This window comes from Photorhabdus aegyptia (assembly GCF_000612035.1).
Taxonomy (GTDB): domain Bacteria; phylum Pseudomonadota; class Gammaproteobacteria; order Enterobacterales; family Enterobacteriaceae; genus Photorhabdus; species Photorhabdus akhurstii.
Window position 1 is genome coordinate 37266 of record NZ_JFGV01000032.1, and the last position, 20096, is coordinate 57361.

The window sequence follows — 20096 nt, forward strand, 5'->3', positions numbered from 1 at the left end:
CATGCAGAAAACCAAGTCCTTATTCATGCGCAAGGAAGAATATGCCGCTTATGATGGCCTGACTCTCATCTGGCCATGTATTGAGAACATCACACTCAGCATGATTACTCTATTACCAGAGCCAACACCTAGCGGGCGAATTGCAGATGCTATTCAACGGGCGGTTGCTGCATATCATCGCCACACTTCAGAGCCGTTCAGTGACTGGGAACGTCTCGCTATGTACTGCCTTGAGCTAGCCAGTTTTACCGCTAGTGAGCTTAATTGTCGTCTGTCACCGCAAGATATCACTGAACAATGCAGGAGACCGAGGCGTTTGACGATAGAGCTGCTGGCGGATACCAGCAAGAAACTAAGGGGAAGTAATGCTTGATAAACTGACTGAAGAAAAGTGGCCCCAGACAATAAAGATGATCATCATCTGGAGTACCGCAATTCTTTTCGTTATCTCCATGTTTTTTCCAGCTGAGTATTTCTACAGCAACATGAAAAAAGAAATTGGCTGGGGTCATCAAATGATAGGAAATGAGGATTTCAATATCGTCATAGACCATGCAACTGAGAACTACCGTTCCACATTCGTTGAAACGGGTATCGATAGTGGTCTACGTGAATTCTACCGGTTGTCTACTCAGGATATCGCTAGTCAGGGTGGTCCTCTAAATATGATCGCGGCCATATTCCTCAATATGGCCGAAAATCTGAACTACTGGTTTTATATGATCGTGTACCGAATCACGCTGAATTTGTACTGGTTGCCGTATATGACCGTGGTGATTTTCCCATCCATTTTTGCTGGAGCCATGAGGTGGTTATCGAAACGCTATAACTTTGGTTATGCCTCTCCGTTCCTTAACCGTCGCAGTATGATCCTGATTGGCTGGGGTATTTACAGTATTCTTCTGTCCCTATTTGTACCGCTGCCTGTGCCACCAATGATAGGCGCAGTCATCATGATAGTGATGATCCCGATAGGCACTTCTCTGCTTATCGCTAACCTTCCAAAGCGAATTTAAAACTACTCGAAAAGCGCCGCATTTTGCGGTGCTTTTCCTTATAGGTCCCTTGTTTTTGTTTGATAAATTAGCCCGCGAGGTGAGGCATGGCTAAGAAAACGTTATTCACGCTGTCTGCTGTGTTCAGCCTGACAGCCACAGCAACATTAATCTCCGTCTTTTTATTATTTGATAAATCGACTCAAATTAATGCGATGCAGAAAAAAACTTCCGGCAATTCATACCTCAGTAGCCGAGACGTTATGGATAAGGAAATGGCAGAAGTATTACTACCATATCTTCAAAAACAGAAAGCAAAAGAGAAATTGCGAGGCACAGTGAAAAAACCGGACACAGTTTATGTACCGGAGCAATTACAACAATCGCGAGGGTATTGATGAAAAACACAACGTCTTTGAAATGGGTATTGTTTGGCCTCCCGTTTGCCGCGCTGGCGGGTGCAGCATCCTTCATAGCCTACACGCTGCATAATCAGGATCGTTTGTTAAATGACCTTGCAGTAATAGTTGACACTCACAAAACGGTTGTTAACAACCGTACCGAGCTAGAGCAAGCTTTCAGCCAGTACATCAATGCGTCCGGTTTAAAAGTGTCTGGGCTGGATACGAGTGGTAACGCTGGTGGTTCGATGGGATACAGAACCGGACATCAATCAGAAACTGCCTATACACCTTCAACTGACAATGAGCGTATCTATGGCAATCCAGATGCACAGTTTTTCGTACTCGAATATTCCGACTACGAATGTCCGTATTGCAAAGAACATTTCCCACAGGTATTGGATCTCGTCGATTCCTCTTCCGGGAATATCGCTCTGGTTTTCAAACATATTCCTGTTCACGGTCAGGCTTCACGAACTGAGGCATTAGCCGCTGAATGCGCTGCTGAGCAAGGTGGCAATCCTGCATTCTTCAACATGTCCCGTGCAATTTTCCGTTATACCCAATCTGATGGGCGTGGCATGAGTGTACCGCTTGATCAGGTTGCTCGCGAAACTGGGCTGAATGATAAGCGCCTGCTGGGATGCGTCAACGCTGCGAGACCTTCGGCCAAAATAGCCGAGGATGTTCAAGAAGCTGGTCGACTGAATATTCAGAAAACACCAACCAACATCGTCACTTATGGGGATAAATCCGCGATGGTTCAGGGTGCAGTAAGCGGTACTGGACTTATGCAAATGATGGCCCAGCTAGCTGAGGGGGACAGTAAATAGCTTTCGTTGATAAACATCAGCGATAAAGGCTCCCTTGTGAAAGGGGGGATGGTTAATTTTGGGGTTATTAAATCATGAGTGAACCAATTTACATATCGCATTCCGTAGATGATCCACTGAAGTTCTTCTTCTGGTCAGTTGACGAAGCAATGCCTTTTTTCATCATGCTGGGTATCGGGGTTTTTACCGGGCGCATTTTTACGATGGCACTTCTCGGTATCGTAATCACCCGATTCTATGGCGGGTTTCTGCAAAAGGCATCAGAAAAGTATTTTCTACACCTTTGCTACTGGAAATTCGGTGTGTCATTTGGGAAGAGCACTATTGTACCTAACGCATTCGACCGGGAGTTTATCGTCTGAACAGCCAGAATTTTAAAAAAGGGCTTTTAAGTCTCAAGAGTGAAAACAAAACCCTTAAGTTTGCTCTTCTCATCGCGATGTTCACTGCTGGCATTCTTGCCACAACCATTATGAAACGTTCGCAAGTTGTGACTATTGTTCCTCCGAATTTGACGCAAACTGCTTGGTTGGACAAGAACGCAGCCAGCGCTCCGTACATGCTAGCGTGGGCAGTTTACATTGCTCAGTCTCTCGGTAATGCAACTCCGGAATCGGTTGATATGCTGAAAGAAGCGATCGGTCCTTTTTTAGACGCAAACATTTACACACAAGTAATGAAACGTATCGACGATCAGATTGACCAGCTCAAACGTGACCGTATCAGTCTGTCTTTTACACCGATTCGCGTGATCACTGATCCTACCGCCCCAGGTACCTTCTATGTCGAAGGTAATCAGGGACTGGAAGGTATTACCGGTAAGCCTGTTATTAAGTTGGTCAACTTCCAAATCTCTGTCGATATTCAAGGTTACCGCCCTATCGTTACTTACATCAATATCAAGCAGGGCCGTTCAGAACTCCCTAGTGATGCAGCAAAAAGAAAAGACAAAAAATCAACCGGTTAAACAAGGTAACAAAGGTTAACCATGACGAAAACAACGGTGGGAAATTTCGTTAGTTGTTACAGCTCAGTTACAACCGTTCTCATTCCCACGCTTGCGGTAAACAAAGTGAACGATGGGGTTAACTACTCATTTTTGTGGCCACAGCGCTTTAAATATAAATCCAGTGTCTTTTAATTAGGCACTCTAAATCCAGTAATGCGTCTGCCACTATTCGGGGGCTAAATGTTGAATAGAAAACGCTTAAGTATTTTGACGTTGGCGGTGGTGTCTATAGTTGCAAATCCACTGTACGCGAATAGCAACACATTGACTGTTGATCAGGGCGTTGTTCTTAAGCGTTCCAGCAACGGCCAATCTTCTGATCTTTTTATGTTAAAAGGCTATAGCCAGACTTCCAGCCAGTCACAGGCTGCGAAATTTTCAGAGCGAGGTAACTTCACTACAATTGCCGATGAATCTGATAACGCACAGGCAAGTGATAACCTAGACGTTGACGGGCGCAATATCCAGCCAGTTCCTGATTCTATCATTAAACCAATTCCGTTGACTAATGATATAATCCCTTCTCGTCAGGACATCATTATTGAGCCTGGCGTTAACACGCTGATCCCAATTTCTATTAATCAGATCAACCGTATCGTTACGCCTTTTGAGCACCCGACTGTTCAACGTTTGAAGCTCAACAATGTGATAGTGAACGTACAGGGGAGCGTGGTCTATGTATCCACCTCCAGTACTAATCCGGTTGCGCTGTATATCAGCGAAAAAGGTGACGAAAGTGTAGCTATCTCACTATCTCTGGTACCTCAGAAAATTGCACCTATCCAAGCAACGTTGATGCTTTCTCGTAAGCTAAACAATGCGGGTACAACTATTGGTGTCAGCCCGGCAGGTTCTTTTTTCTATGGAGGAAGCGAAGTAAAAGCACGTCGCTGGGAACAGAAAGACAACTACGTTGAAACCATCCGCAACATTATGCGCACTATTGCGCTGGGAGATATTCCTCCCGGATACTCGATGGGAAATCTCTCTCGTGGTATTAGCGTGCCAAACTGTAATTTCCATACCGGCACTGTTCAGGACGATATTAAATATATCTTCAGCGGCGGTCAGTACATGCAAGGAAGTCTGTTTAGCGTGATTGTCGGGGTGGCCCAAAATACAGGCTCATCAACTGTAACTATTGATGAATCCCTGTGCACTCATCCGAATCTGGCTGCACGGGCTTTGTGGAGTCGAAACACACTTCAACCCGGACAAAAAACTGAAGCCTTTTTTGTGATTCGTAACACTCAGCCTAGTGAGCAAACTACCGAATCAATGCGTCCGAAGCTCGCGGAGTAATATTCATGATTAATGTATCAGAAGAATGGGCATCCATGTCGGCCAAGAAAAAAAGATTATTGGTCTGGGGTGGCGGACTAGCTGTACTGATCCCGATCCTGTTATTACTAATGCCAGATGTGCCAGCCCCACGCTCCCGCGTCAATGATGATAAGGTCATTTCCAGTATTCTGACTGACTCCGATACCACCGGAGTCAGCCAAAACGCTATCGCAGCTCGTTTACGTGCTCTGGATGAATCCATGACGAAAAATAACCGGCAGATCGAAATACTGGTTAAAAACAGCAATATGGATGAAATCAAAAAGCGACTTACTACACTAGAAACCCAGCAACGCAATGCTTCCCAAGAACAAGCGGCTCTGAAAAAACGTTTGGAAAACAGCACAAATGCGATTCCATACCCGGTCTCTTCCACATCACAAACCAAGCGCCGTGCAGATTATAACGTTCCTAAGTCCAACGATGTTGGAGTGGCTATTAAATCAATACGGCCAAATGACTATAACACCCTCCAACGCGTTTATCAGGCTGTAGAACAGCCTGAACCAGCGGATTTTGGCGCTGATACTGTCCGTAACAAAGGTAAAACAGGGAAACCTGTTGAACCAGTTGTTCCAGACATTGTTACTGTCCAGGAAGATACAAAAGAAGAAGCCGAGACCAATCCGGGAAAGAACCCTGAATTCCAAACTTACCTTCCTGCGACCTCAATTATCAGCACAGTACTAATCTCAGGTATGGATGCCCCGACCGAACGCAATGCTCGCAAAGACCCTTATCCGGCACTCGCTCGCGTGAAGAAAGACGCTATTTTGCCAAACCGTTTTCGCGCAGATATCCGTGAATGCGGTCTGCTCGCTGCGGGCTTTGGTGATCTTTCTTCTGAACGTGCCTATTTCCGTACTGAAGTTATCACCTGTATCCGCAATGATGGCACCGTATTTGAAGCACCAATCGACGCCTATGCGGTAGGTGAAGATGGTAAATCTGGCGTGCGTGGTCGTCTGGTGACTAAACAAGGGCAGTATCTTGCTAAGGCATTGACCGCAGGCTTCCTGCAAGCGGCATCACAACTCTTTAGCGTGCAAAACATCCCCACTATAAACGTGCGTCGTGATGGTGATGACAAAAATGGCTCCCCTTACCAACAGGTTATGAGCAACACCGCATTTCAAGGTGCCGCAATTGCTGGCGTAGGTGGTGCATTGGATCGTCTGGCTGACTTCTACATGCAGATGGCCGGTGACCTGTTCCCCGTCATCGAAATCGACCCAGGCCGTAGCGTGGATTTTATCGTTCAGAAGGGCGTGACACTCAACTTTACCCGTATCGCACCAAAATCTATCAATTCCACTGAGAATAACAAATGATGTTGAAACACCTTGCTTCATTATTAATCGTATCTGCCGGGACGCTGGGCACAACTGGTTGTACTCTGGTTGAAGGTAAATCTGAGTATGGGTGTAAAGGTATGCCAAATTCAGTGGCCTGTATAAGCGTTCGTGATGTTTACGATCTCACTGATGGAGATGACTACCAAGAACAAATCGATGACGCATCGGAAAAGCAACTTTCGGGAAAGCCTGTGGAGCTTAAACGCCGTAGTAACGTAAGCGCTTCCGGATACAACGAAGTTGCGGTTGGTAGTCGCTACGTTCCCGTCCCTGCTTCTGCTGCAAATCCTCAGCCCATTCGCACTCCTTCTGTCATCATGCGCGTATTGATCGACCCATATGAAAGTACAGACGGCGACTTAAATGTACCAGGATATGTGTACACCGAAATTGAACCCCGCCGCTGGGAAGTAGGAGCGCGTAACACCGCAACATCAACCGCAGTTATCCGCCCTATGACTTCATTCTCTGCTAATACTACGTCTGCCGAGGCAATTGAGCAAAACAATAGCAACACGATACGAAAGTAACTTTCACAGGACGTCACCTATTACCCGGTTACTGAATTAAGTAGCCGTGTATATCTAAAACTTTAACCAAGATACATGACCATATTACGGGCACAGGCTTCTTATGCTCTAAATACATAAAATTTATATAGGATTAGATAAATGAAATTGACTCTGAATAAATTAAGCACAGCAATCTATTTTACACTACTGCCCTCTTTCGCGTTTGCAGCAAACACGATTGCGCACAATATTATCAATCTTGATATTATTGCGAGAGATGAAAATAAAATTTCCTATGATATTAATTACGGTGGAAATAATACCTGAACAGATAAAGAATGAAGCCAGATTATCGGCTCGCAAAATAATATTCACAATTCATCCAACCTCATTTTAAAGAGTAGTGAAAATACACTAATAAGCAGGAACAGACCATTAACTCCGTACAGACAAGCTAATTAGCGATTCCAGGGCTAAACAAATTACCGTTAATAACCGTACTAACTGCCAAGATTAACTATAAACACGATGTACGTATCGAAGAAGATCGCTAAACGTCGGTTCTGGCCAACAATTGTACCAGCAAACTGTTTAGCGAACTGAAAGGCCGCGTTGACCGCAATGAGAAGCGTGCAAATGCAGGTACGGACTCTGCAATTGTTAGTATCCCGTATCTAAACGCCTAGTCTGGTTTCAGTATGGTGCTCGGCGTTTACCATAATCAATCCGCTATTGCAGTTAGCACAAATTACTCAATTAACAGCAATACTAATGTTCACCTGAACACTTCATGGAATTTTTCTGATAATTTAAGAGCTGGTACCAGTATTGCTCTCAGACTCCGATAACAGTAATTGTAAATATAATAAGCAAAGGAGGATTTGGCCTCCTTTTTAATTACTTAAAAAATGTGATTTTATATATTTTTTACCATTTGGAATAATTCACTGGTTTTAACCAAACAAGACGCTATCAAATTCAAAATGTTATATAAAATCACAGTATTTCGTCTTTCAATATCATTGAATAGAGTAGTTTGTTAATCATATCCTAGTGTGTGATCATAACCGCTGATTGAATCCTAGGATTTTTCATACTAATATTGCTTTGCGTGAACGCCATACCAAAAAGTCTATTGTGCAAAGTCGCTCAGTATCACATCCCCCGTGAGCTGAATCCCCACCCGGCTTATGCATAGACAGGAGTTTATGTAACAGGCCCACTCCCCAAGTGGGCCTGACTCTATCTAATTTCTACCAACACTCAAAACGTCTCTTTTGGAGACGCTTTGCAATCATTTTTCCTGCTAAACGACTTTCCCACGTGTGAAAATGCAATTTCCTACAACTGGAGTGCATTCTATGAAGCTAAGCAAGAAAGTCCTCTCTATCATCCTTTTCTCGGCGCTTTCAGCGGCTACTTTTGCTGCAAACGAAGCAGGTAATGTCGATACCATTTTCAATGATAAGGCATTCCAAAACGTCCCGAAAAACGGCCAAGACGTGAAGCGTTTCGTTGTTCCGACAAACGGCATTATCGCATTGGAAGTAGATGGCAAAGTCAATCTGCTTTCTTCCAATGGCCGTTTTGTCTTTCAAGGCACGATGTATGACACATGGGCCAAGAAAAATCTGGCAACGATGGAAGATATCAGCAAATATGCAAGCATCATTCCAATCAAAGAGTTAAAACTCAATGTCGCTGATCTGCACCCAGCCGTTTGGGGTAATGGCCCGAAAAAAGTGCTGATGTTCACCGATCCGAACTGTGCGTACTGCGCCAACTCACTTAATCAACTCGCTGATCTAGACCCTAAAGAGTACACGGTAAACGTGCTTTCTCTTGGGGCACTCGGCCAGAAAAGCCAAGAGCGTAACAAAGAACTTTTCTGTGCTTCTGATCGTTACCGTGCTGACCGAGCCATTATCGGCCATGACACTAAGCAAAAATTTGAACAGATAAAAGACTGCAACCTTCAGCCTCTGGTACGTCGTCAAGTCACCGCTCAAGTACTCGGTGTCAGTATGATCCCATTCATCATTCGTGATGATGGTACATACAGCATTGGCGCACCCAAACAGGGACTCAAAAGTTTTCTAGAAGGCAAATAGCCACCTGCATGGGACAGGTGTTTTTCGGGGATTATAATGAGTGAATCTATCATCATGCAGAGATTGAAATCGCTGCGTCGATTCTCTGATGTTTGCCCTGTCAGGGCATATGACGAACAATATCAGTTCTTCCTGTGTGATAATAAATACATAGGTTTCGGTTTTGTGTGCCGTCCACTCAGCGGCACAACGGGCAAAGAAATACAGCAATTTCAGACCTTGCTATCGTCAAACTTTCCGGCAAAAACCATCGTTCAATTTGACCTGATTGCCAGCCCGAACATCGTCAGCAAAATTAACTACATGGATTATTTGCGAATGGATTGCCAGGATCCGATACTTCGCAATGCAATCTACAATCGTTCTAAATTCCTGTTGCACAGTACCGACTACCCGATGAAAGGTACTGGTACCCGAGTTCGCAACTGCCTATTGCTTATCACTATTAAAATCCCGATTAAATCGGAGTATGAAGTTCGTGACGATGAACTGAACCTCATCAATGAATTCCGCAACACGTTCGATACAACGCTGAATATTACCGGCTTATGCCCAATGCCTCTAACACGTGAAAAATACGTAGAAATTCTCACGTCCATTGTCAATCAGGGTGAAAATGCATCATGGCGTGATCGTAGCCCGGTTCAAGTTCAGGAAGATCTGATGATCTCCGAACAGCTGGTGGATCCTGATCGAATGTTCTTTGTTCGTAATAAATACTGCGGATTCGGTGACCCGACTGACGCAAAGCATCGCGGCGAAAAACCAACCAACACAACGTTTGTTAGCACCCTGAGTGCAAGAAAGCTGCCTAAGCGTTTCTTTCCAGGCCAGGCTCAGTATTTCCTCGGTGACATGATGAGTGGTGCAACGGGTATTAAATCGTCCTGCATCATTTCCATGAGCCTGATCTTCTTTGACCAGCAGAACAGCAAGACTAAGTTCACGCAAAAACGAAACTGGGTTGTGCAGCAAACTGACGGTCCGATTGTTAAGTGGATCCCGTCCCTGAAGCAAATCCGCGAAGGATATGACCTGCTTAGCGATAAGCTGGATAACGGTGAACCTATCTGTAAGGCCAAGTTCACCGTAACCATCTTTTCTAACTCTAAAGATGGTGTTTTCCGTGCCACTCAAGAAGCGGCGAGTTACCTTAATACCTATCAGTTCAAAATGATCCCTGATAGCTATTTCGTGGCTCCAGTCTTCCTGTCCGCTCTGCCCCTATTCAATGAAGCCGGGGCTGAAAAATTAATGGGCCGCTATCGTACTCTGGCGCTCAGTGAAGCGCTGGTACTCTCTCCTCTATATGCAGACTGGCAGGGCACACAAAAACCTGCGCTTATGCTGACGTCCCGTTCCGGGCAAATCCAGTCGTTAGATTTTTTCGACTCAGACACGAATTACAACGCTTGTATTGCAGCAGAATCAGGTGCCGGTAAATCGTTCCTGACGAACTACATCATTACCGCTTACCGTAGTTTGGGCTCGAAGGTCTGGTGTATTGACGTGGGTGATTCGTACAAAAACATCTGCGAAACCTACGGCGGTGATTATCTCGACTTCCATCCAGATAAAAAGCCATGCCTCAACTTCTTCGAACTCATTGAAGATTATTTCGGTGAGAAAGCTGATAACGAAGACGGAGGGGAAGAAGACCTAATTATTGGTCTCCTCTCTGTGATGGCTGCGCCTAAAGCGGGGTTAACGGACTACGAAGAAGCTCGCATGAAAGAACACGTGGCTACTCTCATCCGAGTGCATGGCAAGCAGACAACCGTTGATATGGTCTCGGAGTCACTGCTAAAAGATGAGGATCAGGATATTTGCCGTTTGGGCCACCAGCTCTATCCGTTCACCAGCCGAGGGCAGTACGGGAAGTATTTCGTTGGTAAAAACAACATTGATTTCCGAAACCCGTTCACTGTGCTAGAACTCTCCCGCCTTGAGAGATCCGAACACTTAAAACAGGTTGTGTTGCTTCAACTGATCTACCAGATCCAGCAAGACATGTTCCTCGGTGACCGTAGTCAGATGAAAATCGTAATTATTGATGAAGCATGGGCATTGCTCAAAGGTAACATTGGAGCATTCATTGAGAAAGGCTACCGTCGATTTCGTAAATACCACGGTGCGGCTATCACGATTACCCAGTCTATTAACGATATTTACAAAGACTCTGTTGGTAAATCCATCGCTGATAACTCGGCGTTCATGCTGCTTCTAGGTCAGAGTGAATCTGCTGTTAACGAAGCTGAGCATCACAAACGCCTTGCCTTAGATGATGCCGGATATCGATTCCTAAAAACAGTTCGCTCCAGTAAAGGGGTGTACTCGGAAATCTACGTCATTTCCAAATCCGGTCAGGGTATTAGCCGCTTGATTGTGGATCCGTTCTCAATGCTTCTCTATTCCACTGCGCCAAAAGACGTCGCAGAAATCCGCGAGAAGAAAGCGCAAGGGCTTAAGACTGAACAAGCTATTAATCAAATCCTACATGAGAGAGGTATTGCCGCATGATCAAGATCGGAGCCGTCGCTTTGGCTTGTGGATTCCTCGGAGCCGCCCTTCATGGGCGGCTATTTCCACCCGCATCGCCATACGATTACATCGCTGTAGCGAACTATATGGATATGAACGCATCCGGCAATTCTTTGTCATCAGCTCAGATAAAGCTAGTCCAGCACCGAGCCTCTGAAATGGCTAAGGCCGGATACATCATCTTCAACGCTTCATCTCTGTACAGCTATCCACAATCTCTTCAGATCCCTCAAACGGTATCTGTATCGGAAAAATAACGGGGGTTATGTGTTTTCTGTGACATTACAGTCCGTTTGGAAGAATATATACCGACAAAAACGTCCGTGGAAAAGACATATTTTTTTACTGTTTCTGGTGGGGGCTGTATCAGCCCCTATTAGCTATTACCTACTCCACCGTTTTGCAATCGGTATTGACCCACAAAATAACCAGTGCCTCCCTCCCTATCGCATATATCTCGTCGATAAATACGACAAGGTGCCTGTAAAAGGCAAGCCCTTTGCGTTCGAGTCCGAATACATTCGCCCCTACGGCAAAGGAATTAAAATGATAGACGGCGTGGCGGGTGACACGATCACTGTAACGCCTGAAGAAACCACCGTTAACGGTTTCATGGTAGGTGAAGGGCTGGAACTCACCAGAGAGTCCGGTCATACGAAAGAGGAACTAACGCGTACTGGAGTTATTCCTGAAGGCAGGATCTGGCTTATGGGAAGAACGAAAATTAGTTTTGATTCAAGGTACTGGGGAACTATACCTGAATCTCAAATTCTCGGAAGGGCGTATCCAATATGGTAATTTATAAAAAAATCAGCGCTTTACAACTCACTACCATCGCATTAGTCGTGCTTACCAGCACGGCTGCTTGTTCTGCCGTGGAGCGAAATATCGACCCTAAAATTACGGAATCACTGCCTACGCGTCCGGTCACCCCTTACACTGACTCCTCTCTTCCCTCTCGCCCGGCCGAATTGAGCGAAGCTGAGCGCAATGACATTGACCATCTGATCAAAGCTGCATTTAAGAGTCAGAAAAAAGAAGAAACTGAAGCAAAAGAAGCTCATCGTTTAAATCGTGAAAAAATGAGCATAATGCCGGTTGCAAAAACGGCTGACGAACTGATTAGCGATACGGTCACCGGCTCAATTGCCAACTCCGATATTGCCGACACCAATCAGAATAAAGTGGCCGGTGATTTTTACTATGTGCTGGTATCGTCTACATTAGGCGATGACGAGCTAAAAGACATGATGCATGACTATGACGGGCATAATAATGTGGCACTTGTCATCCGTGGTGTCAAAGAGAAGAAAAACTTGCTTCAGGAGCTGACCCGCTGGCAACAATTAGTATTGGATTCCGGCACTAAGGTTACCGTATACCTTGATCCGGTGATCTTTAAAAATTACAACATCATATCCATTCCAACTATTATCCATGAAAAAGATGGTGAATTTGTTGCCCGGGTTACAGGTACCACCAACATTGATTACCTGAAAGGTAAGAAAGGTAACTTAGGTACCGCAGGACCGACTAAAGACGTCGCTGAAAAAAGTCTGATGGATATGATCGAAAAAGGGATTAAAAACCTAGATTTCGAGAAAATGAAACAACATGCCATAGATAATTACTGGCCCCGACAAAAGTTTCAAGAGTTTCCTGAGGCAAAATCCCGAGCAACTCATTACATCGATCCTACGGTTATCATTCCACAAAATATCACCGCACCCAATGGTAACGTTATTACCAAAAAAGGGAAAATGAATCCGCTTGATATCATGCCATTCTACCACAAACTCATTTTCTTTGATGCTCGTGTTGAATGGCAGCGTAAGTTTGCCAGGGCGCAATTTGAGAATACTGAGCCGGGTATTATCCCGATACTCATTACTACCAACGTCTACGGCAATGGATGGCAAACTTTCAAAGATACTGAGCTCTATTACGGTAAAAGGGCTCGCCTTTACATGATTCAACCAGATATGGCTGATAGATTCGGTATTGTGACCGTACCTAGTGTTGTTACCTCTGATAAAAAGGCTTTCATCGTTGATGAATACTCAAAAACTGATTTCAAAGAGGAAGTGCAAAAGTGAAAAAATCTTTCTCATGGGTAACCCAAACTCTACTGCCGATCTTATCAATCAGCTTGTTCCCATCCAGTGCAGCTATCGCTGCTGACATATCTGCGCCTGCAATAAACAAAGTGTGCAGGGATAACAAACTACTTTCGTCAAAACTCTTCTCTGACGTCTGCTGGTCATGCATCTTTCCAATTAAAGTGGCAGGAATAACACTGGGACCGTCCGGTAAAGTGCCGGACAATGCTGCATCGGGTACCGCATGTGCCTGTAAAGACGGGCTTGATGTTTACCACCCAGGTGTACTAACAGCAATGTGGGAACCCCGACGTATCATTGAGCTCACTCGCACCCCAGGCTGTATGTCATCACTGGGTGGCGTGACAATGAACCTGGGAAACCAGTTGCAATACGGTACACAAACAGATGGTGCGGCAGAAGAACAACGAAAGCTCTTTTCAATCAGTTTCTACAATGCCCATATGTATGCGCTGCCATTGCTGAGGATGCTGAACCTGTATCTGCCCGGGCAATGTAACGCCGACCCGTATAGTGATTTCGATATCATCAATTTCACAGAGATAGATCCAACATGGAATAACTCGGCGTTAGCTTTCTTCCAGAATCCAGAGTCAGCTGCCGTCGCGAACGTGGTAGCCCAGCAAGCCTGTGCGCTGGAAGCCGTGGCCCAGTTTGCAGGAAAACAGCCAATGGATTCACTTTGGTGGTGTGCAGGATCATGGGGAGGCCAATACCCTCTTACCGGCTCCGTTCGCAGTATGGATGCCTCACGCACAACAAGTCTGGCCGGTATCCGTCAGTTGGCTGCGGAACATCGCCGTGGACTTGCGTATCGCTCGATGGGTAATGATGTAGTCTGTCGTTCTAAGATTTACCCGACATTGCCAAAACAGCAATACAAATTGAACATGTTCAGTCCTACTCCGGAAACGAAAAAAGGTCATGAAATCGGTCAGTCACCGTATCAGTGGCAAGGTGGTATGTTCCGCTATCCTACAGGTATGGGGCAGGATTCCACGTACATGATTTACCAGTGGATGGATTGCTGCCGAACGCTATAATTTCCCCCTGAATAGAGTGCCTATATTCTTTCTGTCTACCCCTAGTGCAATCAAAAAACAAAAAACCCTATGTAGAGCACAGGGTTTTATTGTGAGGGAGACTTAATGCAGTCAAATATTACATATTGGCCACAGCTTCCTGCTGATTATCGCCTGAATGAGGAGATTTCGGGATGGCCTTCTTCTCTTGCTCTTCCGCAGCCTGACCGTTATTTTCATTTAGCTCATCAGCGGTAGATGATGCATGACGCTCCAGTAAAGATGCCATATTACGGATCGTGTCGCGCAAACGAGTTTTGTAATCGTCAACTTCGTCCTGATTGAATTTGTTATTCAACCATAAACGGTCAATCAACATATGCAGGAGGTCAAAGTTTTTAAAGATTCCGACCAGACGCATTGCTTCCGGCGTTCTGACCTTAATATTGTAAGCTCGGGGAGCCGTATATGACACTTCAGAGATGTTGCCGTTTTTAGATGCATCATCAAGCGTCCGCTGAAGCGCATTAATACCTGAACGGATTTCTTTCTCCGGGCCCGCTAGTACGTCGTTGATAGCCTTTTTGGTACGTTCAATTGAACCTTTAAATTTCCCTCCAAGACGCTCAAGGTGCGTACTATTAATAGCCAGAGTAAACAAAGAACGAGACGTATTATTATAGTGACGCTGCTGAAGGCGAATTGCCTCCTGAGAATGCAGTGTATAGTTCACTTCAATTTCCGGGTTAGAAAACTCAACACGCTCGTGGGGCGTTGACGCCTGCTCATTACCAGTTTGACGATTACGACGGCTCTGACGCCCCTTAGAATTTTGCTCAATGGAAGTTACATTTTTTTGCTGCTCAGTTACCATATTTAATCCTCACATTTAAGCGATAAGGCCATGTTATTAAGTCATACAGCAACAGGTATGTCATGAGAAAAGGGCCTCGTATTGCCCTCAAAAACGACGCTTGCAAAAATGCCCTCATATGATTTAAGCTACTTCAAACCGAGCTGACGGAGCTTCAGCATAACTTCCTTTCACCCATAACTTCGCGTGGCCATACCGCCCGATCTTTTTCTCATGGATTCTCTTCGCCTTGAATCAGGCCCGAGCATTTCTGATGTGTTATTGGCTTCGCCTTAACATGTCACTTTGTAGCCCTTTACAGGGTATTTTTGGATCTCAATCCAAGCTAAAAAATTGTTAACTTTCCTCTTTTTTAACTTCCAGCGTTTCCGCCACTGTGGTTTAAAGTCAATTTTTATCATTTTGTTTACTCACATCACTTTCGGTTGTGTGCAGGCCCGTGGCCGGACTCCGCTATATAAAATATAAATTTATAGGTGATTATTATGTCCGAACCAATCTACATCATCATTGGTATTCCCATGTTCATTTCCCTGTTTTATCGGGCTGAATATGTACGCTTTTTAGCTCCTTTGTGGCTTACTATTTATATCATTGAGCAAGGCTTCCTCTGGACTGCACACGGTTTCATTATCGCTGTTACCTGTTTGGTAGTTGCTGCCCTTATATTTTATAAGTATCACGCAAAACGGTTCTTTAAGCAGGAAACTAAAAATTCAGACGAAGCAACCTCTTCTGAGGGACCTTCTGACAACATTTCCGAAGCCGTTTCCCTTCCTAGTAACATCAAACGTTATGAAGGACAGTTGCTTGCTTTTGGTATTGCCAATTGGAAACACAACCCGGATAACGATTTATCGTTTTACGTTAACGTTAATGGGAAGGAAGTGTGGGCTATCGGTCTGAAAGATGCCCTTGAAGCATGTGGCGCTAATGTTGGTGACCGTATCGCTTTCTGGAAAGAATCAGCAGTTCGCACCAACAATGCTCACGTGTTGGATCAGAACGGTACAGTTATAGATTATCGTAAATTAGATTCCGAAGTACTCAGGGGCATCTGGCACATGGTAATTATCGACTAATAATCAATCTAAATTTTTAAACCTTAGCCCAACTTTTGTTGGGCTTTTAACTTTCTTAACCCTTCTAACTTTATATAAAAGGTGAAGCATGTGTACTAACAATTACAGTAAAGAGAAGTGTCCTTCCTGTTGTGTTGAATCCCTTATTTCTCAGGAAGATGAATATGGAATTAGTATGGTGATGAACTGTAACCATTGTGGTTGGCATTCTTGCTGTGAAGACAACTGTTCTCTATGTAAAAAAAATGCCGATGATATCGCTTATAGAAATCTCGGGATCAAGAATAGAACTGACGCTTTCTATAAGATTGCAGCTCTTAGGAAAGAGTTAGCTTCTATGTCTAAATTCACTCCTTGCGTAATTACTCGTAGATTTCGAATTAAGCAACTTGATCGCATTTTTATGGATTACATTCAATTAATCGGAACATCCTATTCCAGTGGAGCGACGTACCAAATGATGCTTGAATATATTAATTCTCAGTATCTTGAGCTTAGTTTTCGATTTAATCCATGCGATTTTATAAGACCTCCTCTTCACTGATATCTTTATGTTTCACTAGAAAAGAAAACCCAGCCTCTAGCTGAAGCCAGTCCGCTGACAAACCTCGTTGAAAATAACGGGGTTTGTTCCTCTTTCGACTTGAGTAGTACATTGATAAATAATAACGTCAAAAAGATTTTTACGATGGCATATTGATTACCTTCATTCAGATCTAAGCATATTGTTTTACTGATATTAAAGGTCAGTAAAGTTTAATTTAAATTATCCATAAGCTACATAAAAGAACTCACTCTGTAAACAAATATGAAAATTAAATAGGCCATAAAATATTTCTTGCTATAATAATCACTATATTTCCCCATGAAACCAGAAAAAATATATTTCTCTCTATAATATTTTAAAAGATTACAGATTCTGTCGATAGTCAAATAACCTTGCTGGGGCAAATAAAACATATAAATCCAAATTTACACTAATAAAAAAACAAAAAATCCCTGATAAATTCGATAACATCAGAGATTTTTCCTACAAATATAATTAGATTATAAAATTACAATAAGAAATAACCCTCAGATTGAAAATATCTTGGTGGAATATATGTATCATAACCATTCTCTTTGCAAAGCCGCCTAAGCTCAATAACTGAACCAATTCCTAATTTCTCATAAATAATTTTAAAATAATTTTCCACAGTACGGACTGAACATTTCATTTCATCAGCAATGGATTTATTGTTAACTCCTCGGCAAAATAAAAAAATCACTGCCAATTCTCTCTCTGTCAGTATATTATTAGACAATCTAAAACTGGATGATATATATTTATTATTTTTAATATAATGATCCACTTTAAAATCGTCTATTTCTCTAACATGGGAAATTATACCGACAAATTGATTATATTCATCCATGAATGGAAATTTACTACAATAATAATATTTTAATCGTTGGCCTTTTCCAGATGAAGAAATACCTATGGCTGATATCCGTTTCATGCATTGTAGAACTTTACGGTCATGTTCTTCAAAAAGATGAGTAAGGTGATTAACTGATGTAGGTAACTCCCTATCTGTACAACCAATGACATCAAAATTTCTAGGTAATTTATTAACCTTAAAAAATTTTCTGTTAGCATAAATGAAACGCAATTTTTTATCTTTTACAAACCATACTTCAGAACTTATGTTCCACATATTTGTTAGCTGAGGGGTAATCAAAGGAAAATTTTTACATATTGCTTGATTCATATCAAACCTTTAAAAAATTATTAAATTTTAAACTGCATATCCCTGCAAGTGGCTCCAATTCAACAAATAAAAAAACGCAATAAATAAAATTATACGACATTTCAACATGATAAATATAATATCTCGACAATAAGTTTACAAGACAATAAAAAAGTAACTATTAAAATGTTTTTTCGATAATATTCTTCCAACTGTGTGACAGAGTTAATTCCTATTTTTGACATATTCTTATCATATGAGTCTCAATTGTGCTATAGAAAACATTCAATATTAACCAATCTGTTTTCTAATATAAAAAATAAAATTGTATTTCATTCATACAGGTAAAAATATCAGCTAGTGATTTAAAATAATGGATTCCAGTAACTTTCTTATAGTCTTTATGCAGACTAGACTTCTGCTTTCCAACAATGAAATATAACATCAATACATCTTACATCTTACATCTTACATCTTACATCTTAATGATAAAAAGGTAATTGTTCATTAAAGTAGGATAACAGATTTTTTCTTCTCCAAACAAATGCATTTCAAAAAATATATTTTTTCGCCATCATTTTTGATAAATTCCTGTAAAAATTTAGCACAATTCCAAGGTAATAATCATTCATAATAGAATGATTTCTGAAAATCATTAAGATATTTCAATACCGAACTACTGAGAATAAAATATGAAGAACTATCTTTTACTTATTATAGCTCATTACTTAGTTGATAATCTGAGGTGATACCGTATAGTTCTTCATGAAAAATTCGAGATAATTTAAAATTCAAATAAACATCCTGCTTTCTGATTTCACAAATTTTTCTGGTACGTAGAGATCAAAATCATTAAAGCGGCAATATTCCTCCAACTGATGACCATACCTAATACCAACCTTACGATATATGTTTGTCATATAACTTTCAACTGTGCGGTAGGAAATATTTAATATTCTGCCAATCTGTTTACTGGTATACTTCTGCAAGAAGAGGAAAATAACATCCCATTCCCGCTTAGTAAACAAATCAGATGGCGGTTGGAATATAATAGATGCAGGAAGTTTACCATGAAATAGACGAGTTAGGGATGAATCCTGAACTTCCCAACCGTGAAAAATAACGCCTATGCATTCCTTTCGATCATTATATATTGGATATTTTTCGCAAAAATAAGATGACAAAAAATTTTTATTATTAAACTTATGCGTTTCAAGTGAACATACCCTTTTTCCTTTCATCATTACGCTTGTATCATGTTCAACAAATTCTTTTGCAAACTCAGCGCCATCCCAAGGAAGTTCGTAGTCAAAACGTCCTTCATAATCAAATGAATCTGGAAGATTTTCAAGATGTTTAAGTGCCTGATTACCATAAATGAAACATGAGTTTTTATCTTTTATCCCCCAAGGATCATTATTTACACTCATAGTATTAATTACTTGTGGTGAAATCATTAACTGATTAGATTCTTTCATAAAAAACCCCATGATTGGTTGATGATTTATAATTCCTTACTATTAGTAGTGAAAAATCTTTCAGGAACGTAACAATCAAACTTATTTTCTCTACAAAAATCCATTAATTTTATATATGTCGCAGAATCAAATAGTTAGACTGATAATCTTTAACTCCCCATGATCCATGACTCTTTTTCTACAAATTAATTTCGAATCAATATTATTTTATTGGTTTATTTTTTCACTATTAAAGTATTATTTCAGATAATTTTTTGAGTCGATTTCAACTTAACCATATAATAAATAATAGGGCACTATGATCCATTCGTCAAAAATATGAATATATCATTCCAAAACTATAATTATTTAATATAGTTACTAATAATATAGTGATATTTTCATATGGAAAGTAATTTTCACTTACTCAACGCGTACATAAATAAAACGATCACGATTTTGACTAATCAATCTTATCCAGATCACATAAGTCTGGCCGGACAACATTCAAAACAACCTGAACATGCGCTATCAATATCAACGCACACCTCTTCATTATGCAAATTTATGCGAGCCCAACTTGCCTACTCGACTGTATTATGTGATCCTAATATACTTATTTGTTTCAGTAAAACCTATAGATAACCTTATTTATAATTACCACAATATTGAATAAAAAAGCAGATGTAAAGCCAAAATCTATTTTTTTT

The 20096-nt window shown here is 42.0% G+C and carries 20 protein-coding genes; 17 read left to right on the plus strand and 3 right to left on the minus strand.

Going from position 1 to position 20096, the window contains the following annotated elements; genetic code table 11:
• Position 1: 1 nt before the first annotated feature.
• The 16 genes from BA1DRAFT_RS11500 to BA1DRAFT_RS11570 all read left to right on the plus strand — a co-directional run bounded on the left by BA1DRAFT_RS11500 (position 2) and on the right by BA1DRAFT_RS11570 (position 14264).
• Positions 2 to 373, plus strand: coding sequence for a hypothetical protein (locus tag BA1DRAFT_RS11500; RefSeq protein ID WP_036779107.1), 372 nt, complete (start codon positions 2 to 4; stop codon positions 371 to 373).
• On the plus strand, positions 366 to 1016 hold the full coding sequence (locus BA1DRAFT_RS11505; protein WP_036779109.1) for an IncC plasmid conjugative DNA transfer DtrJ family protein: 651 nt from the start codon (positions 366 to 368) through the stop codon (positions 1014 to 1016). Before BA1DRAFT_RS11500 ends, BA1DRAFT_RS11505 begins: the two co-directional genes overlap by 8 nt.
• A gap of 86 nt (positions 1017 to 1102) precedes the next feature.
• Positions 1103 to 1393, plus strand: a complete 291-nt coding sequence (locus BA1DRAFT_RS11510) for a hypothetical protein (protein WP_036779111.1) — start codon at positions 1103 to 1105, stop codon at positions 1391 to 1393.
• On the plus strand, positions 1393 to 2229 hold the full coding sequence (locus BA1DRAFT_RS11515) for a DsbA family protein (RefSeq protein WP_152544314.1): 837 nt from the start codon (positions 1393 to 1395) through the stop codon (positions 2227 to 2229). The genes BA1DRAFT_RS11510 and BA1DRAFT_RS11515 overlap by 1 nt, the downstream gene beginning before the upstream one ends.
• Before the next feature lie 74 nt (positions 2230 to 2303).
• Positions 2304 to 2591: a type IV conjugative transfer system protein TraL gene (gene traL / locus BA1DRAFT_RS11520; protein WP_036779117.1), complete on the plus strand. Its 288-nt coding sequence runs from the start codon at positions 2304 to 2306 to the stop codon at positions 2589 to 2591.
• Complete coding sequence (locus BA1DRAFT_RS11525) at positions 2588 to 3196, plus strand: TraE/TraK family type IV conjugative transfer system protein (protein WP_036779119.1); 609 nt, start codon at positions 2588 to 2590, stop codon at positions 3194 to 3196. The genes traL and BA1DRAFT_RS11525 overlap by 4 nt, the downstream gene beginning before the upstream one ends.
• Before the next feature lie 222 nt (positions 3197 to 3418).
• Positions 3419 to 4540 carry a TraK domain-containing protein gene (locus BA1DRAFT_RS11530; RefSeq protein WP_235201054.1) on the plus strand — a complete coding sequence of 374 codons (1122 nt, stop codon included), beginning with the start codon at positions 3419 to 3421 and terminating at the stop codon, positions 4538 to 4540.
• A 5-nt stretch (positions 4541 to 4545) separates the two neighbouring features.
• The gene (locus BA1DRAFT_RS11535) at positions 4546 to 5913 is read left to right on the plus strand and encodes a TraB/VirB10 family protein (RefSeq protein ID WP_036779120.1); all 1368 of its coding nucleotides are present in this window, start codon (positions 4546 to 4548) and stop codon (positions 5911 to 5913) included.
• A complete protein-coding gene (gene traV / locus BA1DRAFT_RS11540) occupies positions 5910 to 6467 on the plus strand; it encodes a type IV conjugative transfer system lipoprotein TraV (protein WP_036779122.1) in 558 nt (185 codons plus the stop codon). The genes BA1DRAFT_RS11535 and traV overlap by 4 nt, the downstream gene beginning before the upstream one ends.
• A 141-nt stretch (positions 6468 to 6608) precedes the next feature.
• Positions 6609 to 6776, plus strand: a complete 168-nt coding sequence (locus BA1DRAFT_RS23540; protein ID WP_160170003.1) for a hypothetical protein — start codon at positions 6609 to 6611, stop codon at positions 6774 to 6776.
• 1034 nt (positions 6777 to 7810) lie between these two features.
• Positions 7811 to 8560, plus strand: coding sequence for a DsbC family protein (locus BA1DRAFT_RS11545; RefSeq protein ID WP_082303674.1), 750 nt, complete (start codon positions 7811 to 7813; stop codon positions 8558 to 8560).
• 36 nt (positions 8561 to 8596) lie between these two features.
• Complete coding sequence (traC, locus tag BA1DRAFT_RS11550) at positions 8597 to 11080, plus strand: type IV secretion system protein TraC (RefSeq protein WP_036779124.1); 2484 nt, start codon at positions 8597 to 8599, stop codon at positions 11078 to 11080.
• Complete coding sequence (locus BA1DRAFT_RS11555) at positions 11077 to 11358, plus strand: hypothetical protein (protein WP_036779126.1); 282 nt, start codon at positions 11077 to 11079, stop codon at positions 11356 to 11358. The genes traC and BA1DRAFT_RS11555 overlap by 4 nt, the downstream gene beginning before the upstream one ends.
• 10 nt (positions 11359 to 11368) lie before the next feature.
• Positions 11369 to 11899, plus strand: a complete 531-nt coding sequence (locus BA1DRAFT_RS11560; RefSeq protein ID WP_235201056.1) for a S26 family signal peptidase — start codon at positions 11369 to 11371, stop codon at positions 11897 to 11899.
• Positions 11893 to 13197, plus strand: coding sequence for a TrbC family F-type conjugative pilus assembly protein (locus BA1DRAFT_RS11565; RefSeq protein WP_082303675.1), 1305 nt, complete (start codon positions 11893 to 11895; stop codon positions 13195 to 13197). Before BA1DRAFT_RS11560 ends, BA1DRAFT_RS11565 begins: the two co-directional genes overlap by 7 nt.
• Positions 13194 to 14264: a TraU family protein gene (locus BA1DRAFT_RS11570; RefSeq protein ID WP_036779129.1), complete on the plus strand. Its 1071-nt coding sequence runs from the start codon at positions 13194 to 13196 to the stop codon at positions 14262 to 14264. The genes BA1DRAFT_RS11565 and BA1DRAFT_RS11570 overlap by 4 nt, the downstream gene beginning before the upstream one ends.
• Before the next feature lie 118 nt (positions 14265 to 14382).
• Here BA1DRAFT_RS11570 and BA1DRAFT_RS11575 read toward each other — a convergent pair whose 3' ends face one another.
• Positions 14383 to 15117 (minus strand): AcaB family transcriptional regulator, encoded by a 735-nt coding sequence (locus BA1DRAFT_RS11575; protein WP_051560754.1) that lies wholly within the window; start codon positions 15115 to 15117, stop codon positions 14383 to 14385.
• A gap of 485 nt (positions 15118 to 15602) precedes the next feature.
• Between BA1DRAFT_RS11575 and BA1DRAFT_RS11580 the strand changes: the two genes are divergently transcribed.
• The gene (locus BA1DRAFT_RS11580; protein WP_036779131.1) at positions 15603 to 16199 is read left to right on the plus strand and encodes a hypothetical protein; all 597 of its coding nucleotides are present in this window, start codon (positions 15603 to 15605) and stop codon (positions 16197 to 16199) included.
• Positions 16200 to 17254: 1055 nt separating this feature from the next.
• Here BA1DRAFT_RS11580 and BA1DRAFT_RS11590 read toward each other — a convergent pair.
• On the minus strand, positions 17255 to 17950 hold the full coding sequence (locus tag BA1DRAFT_RS11590; RefSeq protein WP_036779136.1) for a helix-turn-helix transcriptional regulator: 696 nt from the start codon (positions 17948 to 17950) through the stop codon (positions 17255 to 17257).
• 770 nt (positions 17951 to 18720) lie between these two features.
• Positions 18721 to 19407 (minus strand): helix-turn-helix transcriptional regulator, encoded by a 687-nt coding sequence (locus BA1DRAFT_RS11595; protein ID WP_036779139.1) that lies wholly within the window; start codon positions 19405 to 19407, stop codon positions 18721 to 18723.
• Positions 19408 to 20096 lie beyond the last annotated feature (689 nt).